A 10,012-nucleotide genomic window follows, 5' to 3' on the forward strand; every position below is an offset into this window, starting at 1 on the left:
CGCCCGAATCGAGGGTGGTTGGGGCACAGGAAATGCTGATGACGCTTCACGACGTCGCTCTCGACGACAAGTTCGATCTGGGCAAGGAGCGGATTTTTCTATCCGGCGCGCAAGCCGTCATCCGCATGCTGCTGATGCAGCGCGAGCGCGACAGGCTCGCGGGCCTCGATACGGCGGGCTTCGTCTCGGGCTATCGCGGCTCGCCGCTTGGCGGCCTCGACCTGCAGCTGTGGAAAGCCAAGACGCACCTGGCGCAGTCCAACATCGTCTTCCAGCCCGGTCTCAACGAAGAACTCGCCGCCACGGCCTGTTGGGGCTCGCAGCAGGCTGAGCTTATGGGCGAAGGCAAGCACGACGGCGTCTTTTCCGTCTGGTACGGCAAGGGTCCCGGCGTCGATCGCTCGGGCGATGTCTTCCGTCATGCCAATCTCGCCGGCTCTTCGAAGAAGGGCGGCGTTCTGGCGCTGATGGGCGACGACCATACCGCCGAATCCTCGACCAACGCACACGCCACCGAGTTCCTGTTCGTCGACACGATGATCCCGATCCTCAATCCGGGCGGGGTGCAGGAGCTGATCGACTACGGACTCTACGGCTTTGCCCTGTCGCGCTTCGCCGGCACCTGGGCGGCAATCAAATGCGTGAAGGACAACATCGAATCGACGGCCTCCGTTGATGCCTCGCTCGGTCGGCTCAACATCGTCATCCCCGAATTCGACATGCCCTCAGGCGGGCTCAACATCCGCCACGAGCTCGACCAGCTCGGTCAGGAAGCGCGGCTGCACGAATACAAGCGGGCGGCTGCGTCCGCGTTCATCCGCGCCAACAACATCAACCGCATCGTCTATTCCGGCGGCCGCAAACCCAAGATCGGCATCATCACCGTCGGCAAGAGCTTTCTCGACGTGCGCCAGGCGCTCGACGATCTCGGCATCGACGAGAGTCGCGCCAACCAGCTCGGCATCCGCCTGTTCAAGGTCGGTTGCCCGTGGCCGCTCGACATCGAGCACATCAGGGAGTTTGCCCGTGACCTCGAGATGATCGTCGTCGTCGAGGAAAAGCGTTCGTTGCTAGAGGTTCAGGTGCGCGAGGAGCTCTACGGCACCTCGATGCAGCCCAAGGTCGTCGGCAAGCGGGACGAGCGCGGCGACTGGCTGTTTCCGGCCAAGGGCGCGCTCGACCCCAATGACATCGCCATTGCCATCGGCGAGCGCGTGCTCAAGGTCATCGGCCCGTCGGAAGAGATCGCCGCCCGCGTCAGCCGCTTGCGCCAGTACCAGGCGATGCTGGCCGACACCAAGGACGTGGCGTCGCGCACGCCGTTCTTCTGTTCCGGCTGCCCGCACAATTCCTCGACCAAGGTGCCTGAGGGCTCGATCGCCGGCGCCGGTATCGGCTGCCACTTCATGTCGTTGTGGATGGACCGCAGCACCGTCGGCTTCACCGCCATGGGCGGCGAGGGCGCGCAATGGGTCGGCCAGGCGCCGTTCACCAAGCGCGAGCACATCTTCCAGAATCTCGGCGACGGTACCTACAACCACTCCGGCACGCTGGCGCTCCGCTTCGCGCTCGCCTCGGATGCCAACATCACCTACAAGATCCTCTACAATGACGCGGTTGCGATGACCGGCGGCCAGCCGCATGAAGGCAGCCTGACCGTGGACATGATTGCCCGCCAGGTCCGTGCCGAGGGCGTCGAGCGCATCGCCGTGGTCACTGACGAGCCGGACAAATATGGCGGCCGTTCTCAGTTTCCTGCCGGTACAACCTTCCATCACCGCGACGATCTCGACCTCGTTCAGCGCGAGCTGCGCGACATCAAGGGCGTCACCGTCCTGCTCTATGACCAGACCTGCGCTGCCGAGAAGCGCCGTCGCCGCAAGCGCGGCACCTTTCCCGATCCGGACAAGCGTGTCTTCATCAACGAGCTCGTCTGCGAGGGCTGCGGCGACTGCGGCGTCAAGTCCAACTGCGTCTCGATCCAGCCTGTCGAAACCGAGTTCGGTCGCAAGCGCAAGATCGACCAATCGAGCTGCAACAAGGACTTTTCCTGCGTCAACGGCTTCTGCCCGTCCTTCGTGACGGTGCATGGTGCCAAGATCCGCAAGGCCGAAGGCATCGCCGGAACCAGTGACGCGTTGCAGGGTGTGCCGGAGCCGAAGCCTTTTGCGCTCGACCGCGACGGCTGGGCAGCGATCATCGACGGCGTCGGTGGCACTGGTGTCGTCACCGTCGGCGCGATCCTCGGCATGGCCGCCCACCTCGAAGGCAAAGGCTGCGGCATGATCGACATGGCCGGCCTCGCCCAGAAGGGCGGTTCGGTGTTCACCCATGTCCGCATCGCCCGTTCGCCGGACGACATCAACGCCATCCGCGTCTCGGCCGGCAAGGCCGACCTGATCCTCGGCTGCGACCTCGTCGTGTCGGGCGCCAAGAAGGTGCTGGCGGCGGTTCGCGAAAACCACACCATCTTCGTCGCCAACACCGCAGAGATCATGCCCGGCGAGTTCACGCGCTCGGCCGACTTTTCGCTGCCGACGGAGCGGCTGAAGAAGACGATCCGCGATGCGGCGGGCGAGGCGAACGCGCATTTCTTCGACGCCACCCGCACCGCATCTGCGCTGTTCGGCAATTCGCTCGGTGCCAACATGTTCATGCTCGGCTTTGCTTTCCAGCATGGCGGCCTGCCACTGTCGACTGAAGCGGTCGAAAAGGCGATCGCTCTCAATGGCGAAGCGGTGGCGATGAATGTCGCGGCGTTCCGCTGGGGCCGCCGCGCCGCCCATGATCCGGAGTTCGTCCGCGCCATGATCGGCCGGACCACCCGCGGCGATGAGCCTGTCGTCGCCCAGACACTCGATGAGATGATCGCGCGCCGCGCCGCGTTCCTGAAAGCCTATCAGAACGCTGCCTATGCCGAGCGCTACACCGGCCGCATCGCCGCGCTCCGCGCCGCCGAGCAGAAGGCTAAGCCGGGCTCGACAATCGTCACCGATGCGGCGGCGCGCTCGCTGTTCAAGCTGATGGCGATCAAGGACGAATACGAGGTTGCGCGGCTCTATTCCGACGGCTCGTTCCAACGCGAGCTGGCCAAGCAATTCCAAGGCTACGACCGGCTTGAGTTCCATCTTGCGCCGCCGATCCTCGGCCGCAAGGGTGCGGACGGGGTGCCGCGCAAATCGAGCTTCGGTCAGTGGATGATGAAGGGCTTCAGGCTGCTTTCGGCGATGAAGGGCCTGCGGGGTGGTGCCCTCGACATCTTCGGCTACACCGCCGAGCGACGTATGGAGCGTGCATTGCTCGACCGCTACGAGGCCGATCTCGAGCTGATCCGGGGCGCACTTACGAGCGACAATCTTGACGCTGCGGCCGCATTGGCATCGGTGCCGCAGCTGATCCGCGGCTATGGTCACGTAAAGCATGCCAGCGTCGACAAGGCATCGGGGGAACGGGAACGGTTGGTCAAGAGGTTGGCTGCCGCGCCGGTAAGCCCCACGCTCCAGGCTGCCGAATAGGTGATACGACTTGTTTACCTGAACCTAAATTAGAAGTTGTGGCACGCGATTGAGTGGCGTTACTGGCGTATAAGTGCGCGCTTTCTAAGCCTTTCTTAAGGTGGATGTGGCAGTCCTTGGCCTCCCAGGCAGGCCTCGGATGCGCAGAAGAAACAACGAGATACCGGTCGACGTCTACATACCCTTCGTGGAAACGCTTTTCCGCGATGGCGCGACGCTGGCTGTTGGTATGGTTGCGCAGACGGTCCTGATCGGCGTCGTCTGGTGGAAAACCGCTCACCCGCTCTATCTTGTCGTTGCGCTGTTCATGGTGCTCGTCGCCACGTTGCGCATGCGAAACTTCCGCAAATACAACAGCTTACCGGCTGCCACGACGTGGGAAGAAGCGCACAAGCGCGAAAACGACTACATCCTCTATGGCACTCTGCATGGCCTGGCGCTGGGCTCGTTCTGCCTCGCCGGCATCTATTTCGCCTATGATCCTTTCGCCGAAATCGCCTCGGTCTGCGTGACGCTTGCATCGGCCACCTCGATTGCCGGCCGCAATTACGGCTCGCCGCGCATGGTGATGATCTTCACCGTGACGATGACCTGGGCGATCTCGCTCGGCTTTCTGCTGCGTGGCGATTTTTACCACGTCTTCCTGGGCCTGCTGTCAGCGCCGTTCCTCTACGCCATCCGCAAATTCGCCGATACGGTGCGCGACGTGCTGTTCACCGCAGTGTCGGAGGAGAAGAAGGCCAACCGCATCGCCCAGCGCTTCAATCGTGCCCTCAACACCATGTCGCACGGCCTGGTCATGCTCGGCCCCGACGGTCGCGTGGCTGTGGCCAACGCGGAAGCTGCGCATCTGATGTCGGTCAAATCGCCCGAGGCGCTGCTCGGCCGCTCGATCCATGGCCTGCTGATGCGCGGCGTCGCCGGCGGCCAACTCGCGCTCAAGGATTGCCGCTACATCGAGGCACAGCTGACCCGCGCTTTGCGCGAGGGCAGGGACCGCAAGGTTCTGGTCTCGCTCGCCAACGGCCAGTGCCTGGAGTTCTCGGCGCGCGAAGGCAGCCAGGAGCTTGGCGTCATCACCTTCGAGGACGTGACAGCTCGTGTCGCCGCCGAAGAGAAGATTCGTTTCATGGCCCGCTACGATGGCCTGACCGGGCTGCCCAACCGCGCCTATTTCCATGAAGTGGCGGCTGAATGCGTACTCTCCGGCGACCGCGAACGGCTGTGCGCGCTCGCCGTGCTCGACCTTGACGACTTCAAGAGCGTCAATGACACGCTTGGTCATCCTGTCGGCGACGGGCTGATCTACGCCGTCGCCGAGCGGCTGGCAGCGTTTGCCTCCGATGCCGTCAAGGTCAGCCGCTTCGGCGGCGACGAGTTCATGATCTATTTCGACAAGGTCGATGACGAGAGCCATCTCAAGCTGATGCTCGACCGCATGTTCGCCGAATTGCAGGGCGAGGTCGATGTCGCCGGCCATGTGCTGCGCATCCAGGCCAGCGGCGGCGCCGTGCTCGGCAAGGTGCGTGAATCCGATGTCGATGCGATGATCGTCAAGGCCGACCTCGCGCTCTACAAGGCCAAGGAATCCGGCAAGAACAGCTGGCAGCTGTTCGAGGCGGTGATGGACGCCGCCTTCCGCAATCGCCAGCTGATGAAGGCCGATCTGCGCAATGCGGTTGAAGCGCGCGCGCTCCGCGTGGTCTACCAGCCGATCGTTTCGATGAGCACGATGCGTATCGCCAGCTGCGAGGCGTTGTGCCGTTGGGACCATCCAGAGCTTGGCCCGGTCTCGCCGGCAACCTTCATTCCGCTCGCCGAGGAGATGGGCATCATCTCCGACATCAGCACCTTCGTGCTGCAGGCGGCCTGCGCCGAATGCGCCAAGTGGCCGGCGCCGATCGGCGTGTCGGTCAACCTGTCCGCCAAGGACTTCCGCGACCGCGATGTCGTCGAGAAGGTCCGCGGCGCGCTTGTGGCTTCAGGCCTCGCGCCGCATCGTCTCGAAATCGAAGTCACCGAGACGGCGCTGCTCGACGACAAGTCGTCGACGCGCAGCTACATCGAGGAACTCAAGGCACTGGGCGTGCGCATTGCGCTCGACGACTTCGGTACCGGCTATTCCAGCTTGAGCTATCTGCACAAGCTGCCGCTCGACAAGGTCAAGATCGACCGCAGCTTCCTTGCCGATGTCGCGCAGAACCCGCGCTCGCTGAAGCTGCTGAAAGGCATCGTCGACCTGTCACGGCCGCTCGGCCTGTCGGTCACCGTCGAGGGCGTCGAGACCTTCGAACAGCTCAAGATCCTCGCTGTCGAGGTCCACCCCGACCTCGTCCAGGGCTTCCTGTTCGGTTCGGCGCTGTCGTCGTCCGGCATTGAAACCATGTCCAACACCGTCTGGCCCTTTGCCAAGGACATCGGTCTCGCACGCATTTCAGCCCGTCGATAAAGTAAGCGGAAGGGCAGGTCGCGCAACTGGCAAAAACGCTTGTTTTTCCATTAATTGTTAACCTTAATGGAAGGTAAATAGGAACATTTTGAATTTTATCTTTACATCAAACCGGCCTCCGCTACCCTTCGATTGGGCGGAAGTACGGGGAATACCATGACGATCCATCAAGCGACGTCCGGCGGCGACGCCGACGTCAAGAGTGGCAGTGTGTCCGGTGAAGGCTCGAGTTTCGCGAGCCATGTTTCAAGTCTGCTCGAGCGGGCCGAATACCGGCGCTGCGACAAGGGCGAAGACCTCGAAGACATCTATCGCCTCCGCTACAAGTCGTACCGTCTGAGCGACATGGTGTCGGAGAATCCCGACCACACCATCCATGATGATCTCGACGATGCCGAGAACTGCTACAAATTCGGCATCTACATCGATGGTCAACTGGTCAGCACGCTGCGCATCCATCATGCCTGTCGCGACACGCCGGCGTCGCCGTCGACGACCGTCTATGGCGATATCCTGCGCCCCCAGCTGGCGGCCGGCGCCAACTTCGTCGATCCCAGCCGCTTCGCTGCAGATCCGGACTGGTCGCGTGTCTATCCTCAGATACCTTATCTCACGCTGCGCCTGGCCGGCATGGCCTGCTTCTATTTCGACGCGCCTTACTGCCTGTCGACCATTCGTCCCGAGCATGCCGGCTTCTACCGTCGCATCTACAAGTCGGAGCAGATCGGCGAGTTGCGCGATTATCCCGGCCTCAACTACCAGGTCGTGCTCTATCGCGCCGACGTCAACAGCATCCGCGAGCGCTCGTTCCAGCGTTTCCCATTCTTCAAGTCGACGCCGATGGAACAAAGGTTGATGTTCAGCAGGCAGCCGATGGGCGAGCTCGCGCCGCTGACCATCCTGCCGACGGCAAAATATTTTCGCGAAGCCGCCTGAGCTTCGCGTAAGGTCGGCGGCAATGTGATCCGGAATCCGCGGGAACAATGACGACGCCGACCACAAAACACCTGTTGCGGGCCGCATTGCTGCTCGGGATGATCCTGCCCGCTCCGGTGCTGGCTGCTGGAGACACGCTCACCGTCGCCAATATGACCTTTCGCACCGGCCCTTTCGCCGATGCCGGTACTCCGCTGATGGACGGCCAGCGCGACTACATGCTGATGCTCAACGAGCGCGACGGCGGTATCAACGGCATCAGGCTGAACTACGACGAGTGCGAGACCGGCTTCAGCGTCGACAAGGCTCTGGAGTGCTACGACAAGGCCAAGGCGTCGAGCCTTGTCACCCAGCCCGGGTCGCCCGCGATCACTCTTGAGTTGCTGCCCAAGGCCAGCGTCGACAAGGTACCTGTGCTCGCGCCGGGATACGGCTTTTCGGCCATGGCAGACGGCAAGCGTTTTCCCTGGGCCTTCAATCCTCCGGTCAGCTACTGGGACGGCGCCTCGATGATGCTCAAGGGCATATCGGGCGACGACCTCGACAATCTGCGTGGCAAGAAGATCGCGCTTTTGCATCTCGACGGTCCTTATGGCGAGGAGCCGATCCCGCTGTTGCAGGCATATGCCGACAGTTTTGACTTCACGCTGCTGCCCGTGCCTGTGGCGGCCAAGGAGATGCAGAGCCAGTCGGCGCAATGGGCGAAGATCAAGGCCGAGCGCCCGGATTTTGTGCTCTTGTGGGGCTGGGGCGCGATGAATGCGGGTGCCTTGGCCGAGGCGGTTAGATCGGGCTTTGCGATGGACAGGCTCGTCGGCATCTGGTGGTCGGCGCATGACGACGACCTGAAGGCTGTGGGCGAGGCGGCCAAGGGCTATCGCGCCCTGTCGTGGAACCTGCCCGTGCCGGATGCCGAGGTGATCAAGGACATCCGCAAATATGTCATCGACGCCGGCAAGTCGCAGACGCCTGCCGAGGCGCCCGACAAGCTGTTCTACCAGCGCGGCGTCATGATCTCGATGCTGTCGGCCGAGGCGATAAAGGCGGCCCAGGAGCACTTCGACAAAAGGCTGATAAGCGGCGAACAGATGCGCTGGGGGCTGGAGAACCTCAAGATCGACGATGCCAGGCTGGCAGCCCTCGGCATGTCAGGCATGATCGGCTCGTTCGCGACGACCTGCGCCAACCATGCCGGCAATGGCAGCGCCTGGCTTTTGCAGTGGGACGGCAACCGCTTCGTCAAGGCATCGCACCCGCTGACCGCCGATGCCAAGATGATCGCCCCGCTGGTCGATCAGGAAGCCAACAAGTTCGCCACGTCGCATGCGCCATGGTCGCTCAACGAGGCTTGCAAGAACTAGCATCATTGTCCCCTTGGCCAGTAATCGGCGCGACTCTCGCTGTGGCGGCGTGCCCTTGCCTGATCATGCTGAACTCATTCTCGCCCTCATCCACCGCCAGTGCGGAGCCCGGCGCACCCAGGTAGTCGGAAGGCTTCCGGCCTGAACCGCCGCAACCTGAACCCGCCCCAGCCTGACCAGTCGCGAACCAGGTCCGCTAGGCGTTCATTCGCATCTGGACGGCACCTCCGCACTGCCAGCCACCCTGCTTTTCGAAACCCGCCACCATTCCGGCATCGCAATATCAGTCATCGCTTTCGCAACAAACGCTTGCGTTTGATCAAATGAGCATTTATTTCCCCGTTGGGGATTGATAATCTTGTCGCAGCCAAAGGGGCAATCTTTCCATTGCCCTGCAGCGCGCATTTAGGTATGTGCCCTTGAACTCGTTTTCCGGAGGGGACTCTCATGGCTGATACCACGCCGACCGGCCCGATCGAACTTGGCGCGCAGATGGATTACGCCGAGCACGAGAAAACCTATTCGATGTTCATTATGCTGTCCAAATACGGCACGCTGTTCTGCGTGGCGCTGATGATCGCCATGGCCTTCGGCTTCTTTACGCCGGCCGGCTTCTTCTCCAGCCTCGTGCTGTTTCTGATCATCTGCGGCGTCGGCGGCTATCTGCTGCGCGACGTGCCGACCCATATCCGCTGATTGATTTCCGGCAGCCGCCGGGTTCCCGCGCCGGTTCCTGTCACGGCCAATTTCCGGTCGAAGCTGAACCGACGGTCTTCCTGCGAAGGGCGTGGACCAAAAGCGGCTGCACGCAATAACCTTGCCGGCGAAGCGCCCGGCAGGGCATGGTCCTGATAAGTTTTTGGTGCGGGTGCGTCGGCGGTCTTTTCGTCACTAGCCCAGTCGATTTCGTTGGTAAGGCGCCGACGCGTCTGTGTGCGTCCGGCACTTTACGTTTGGTAAGGTTCCAGCCGAAAGGACGTCACGGTGGGCCAGACGATATTCATACCCAGAGAGTTGGATGCGATTGAGAGCCGTGTGGGTGCTTCACCGGATACGGTGAAACGCCTTGTGGGTCTTGGCTTCGAGGTTGTTGTCGAGACGGGTGCGGGCACCTTGTCGCGCATTCCCGATGCCGATTATGCGGCGGTGGGGGCTGTCATCGGCAAGGCCGGTGATGCCGCCAAGGCCGATGTGGTGCTCAAGGTGCGCCGTCCCTCGGAGGCCGAGGTCAAGGGCTACAAGCCGGGTGCTGCCGTGCTTGCCACCATGGATCCTTATGGCAACGAGGCCGGTGTGGCGGCGATGGCCAAGGCGGGGGTGACGGCGTTTGCCATGGAGTTCATGCCGCGCATCACCCGAGCCCAGGTGATGGACGTGTTGTCGTCGCAGGCAAATCTCGCCGGCTACCAGGCGGTCATCGACGGTGCTGCCGAATATGATCGGGCGCTGCCGATGATGATGACGGCAGCCGGCACGGTTCCTGCTGCCAAGGTGTTCATCATGGGCGTCGGCGTTGCCGGCCTGCAGGCGATCGCCACCGCACGCCGCATGGGCGCGATCGTGACGGCCACCGACGTGCGTCCGGCTGTCAAGGAGCAGGTCGCCTCGCTCGGCGCCAAGTTCCTCGCCGTCGAAGACGAGGAGTTCAAGGCCGCCGAGACCGCCGGCGGTTACGCCAAGGAGATGTCCAAGGAGTATCAGGCCAAGCAGGCGGCCTTGACCGCCGAGCACATCGCCAAGCAGGACATCGT

Annotated in this window: 6 protein-coding genes; all 6 read left to right on the forward strand. The window is 62.6% G+C overall.

Annotated features, from left to right (window positions below; all coding sequences use genetic code 11):
• Nucleotides 1–38 precede the first annotated feature (38 nt).
• Nucleotides 39–3,515 (forward strand): indolepyruvate ferredoxin oxidoreductase family protein, encoded by a 3,477-nt coding sequence (locus tag HNQ95_RS22205; RefSeq protein ID WP_182575204.1) that lies wholly within the window; start codon nucleotides 39–41, stop codon nucleotides 3,513–3,515.
• 139 nt (nucleotides 3,516–3,654) lie between these two features.
• Nucleotides 3,655–5,964 carry a putative bifunctional diguanylate cyclase/phosphodiesterase gene (locus tag HNQ95_RS22210; RefSeq protein WP_067958125.1) on the forward strand — a complete coding sequence of 770 codons (2,310 nt, stop codon included), beginning with the start codon at nucleotides 3,655–3,657 and terminating at the stop codon, nucleotides 5,962–5,964.
• Nucleotides 5,965–6,120: 156 nt separating this feature from the next.
• Entirely contained in the window at nucleotides 6,121–6,900 is a 780-nt protein-coding gene (locus HNQ95_RS22215) for an N-acyl amino acid synthase FeeM domain-containing protein (RefSeq protein WP_067958128.1), read from the forward strand.
• A gap of 47 nt (nucleotides 6,901–6,947) precedes the next feature.
• Nucleotides 6,948–8,261, forward strand: coding sequence for an ABC transporter substrate-binding protein (locus HNQ95_RS22220; protein ID WP_067958131.1), 1,314 nt, complete (start codon nucleotides 6,948–6,950; stop codon nucleotides 8,259–8,261).
• Nucleotides 8,262–8,708: 447 nt separating this feature from the next.
• On the forward strand, nucleotides 8,709–8,957 hold the full coding sequence (locus HNQ95_RS22225) for an aa3-type cytochrome c oxidase subunit IV (RefSeq protein WP_067958134.1): 249 nt from the start codon (nucleotides 8,709–8,711) through the stop codon (nucleotides 8,955–8,957).
• Nucleotides 8,958–9,245: 288 nt separating this feature from the next.
• Nucleotides 9,246–10,012 (forward strand): Rossmann-fold NAD(P)-binding domain-containing protein (locus HNQ95_RS22230; protein WP_512747407.1); only part of this gene is annotated, 767 nt, incomplete at its 3' end.

The organism is Aminobacter ciceronei, from assembly GCF_014138625.1.
In the GTDB taxonomy this organism is placed as follows: domain Bacteria; phylum Pseudomonadota; class Alphaproteobacteria; order Rhizobiales; family Rhizobiaceae; genus Aminobacter; species Aminobacter ciceronei.

Excerpts from the sequence above, each read along its gene's own strand:
- HNQ95_RS22225 (WP_067958134.1), top strand. The coding sequence starts at position 8,709 with ATGGCTGATACCACGCCGACCGGCCCGATCGAACTTGGCGCGCAGATG.
- HNQ95_RS22215 (WP_067958128.1), top strand. The coding sequence starts at position 6,121 with ATGACGATCCATCAAGCGACGTCCGGCGGCGACGCCGACGTCAAGAGT.
- HNQ95_RS22205 (WP_182575204.1), top strand. The coding sequence starts at position 39 with ATGACGCTTCACGACGTCGCTCTCGACGACAAGTTCGATCTGGGCAAG.
- HNQ95_RS22220 (WP_067958131.1), top strand. The coding sequence starts at position 6,948 with ATGACGACGCCGACCACAAAACACCTGTTGCGGGCCGCATTGCTGCTC.
- HNQ95_RS22210 (WP_067958125.1), top strand. The coding sequence starts at position 3,655 with ATGCGCAGAAGAAACAACGAGATACCGGTCGACGTCTACATACCCTTC.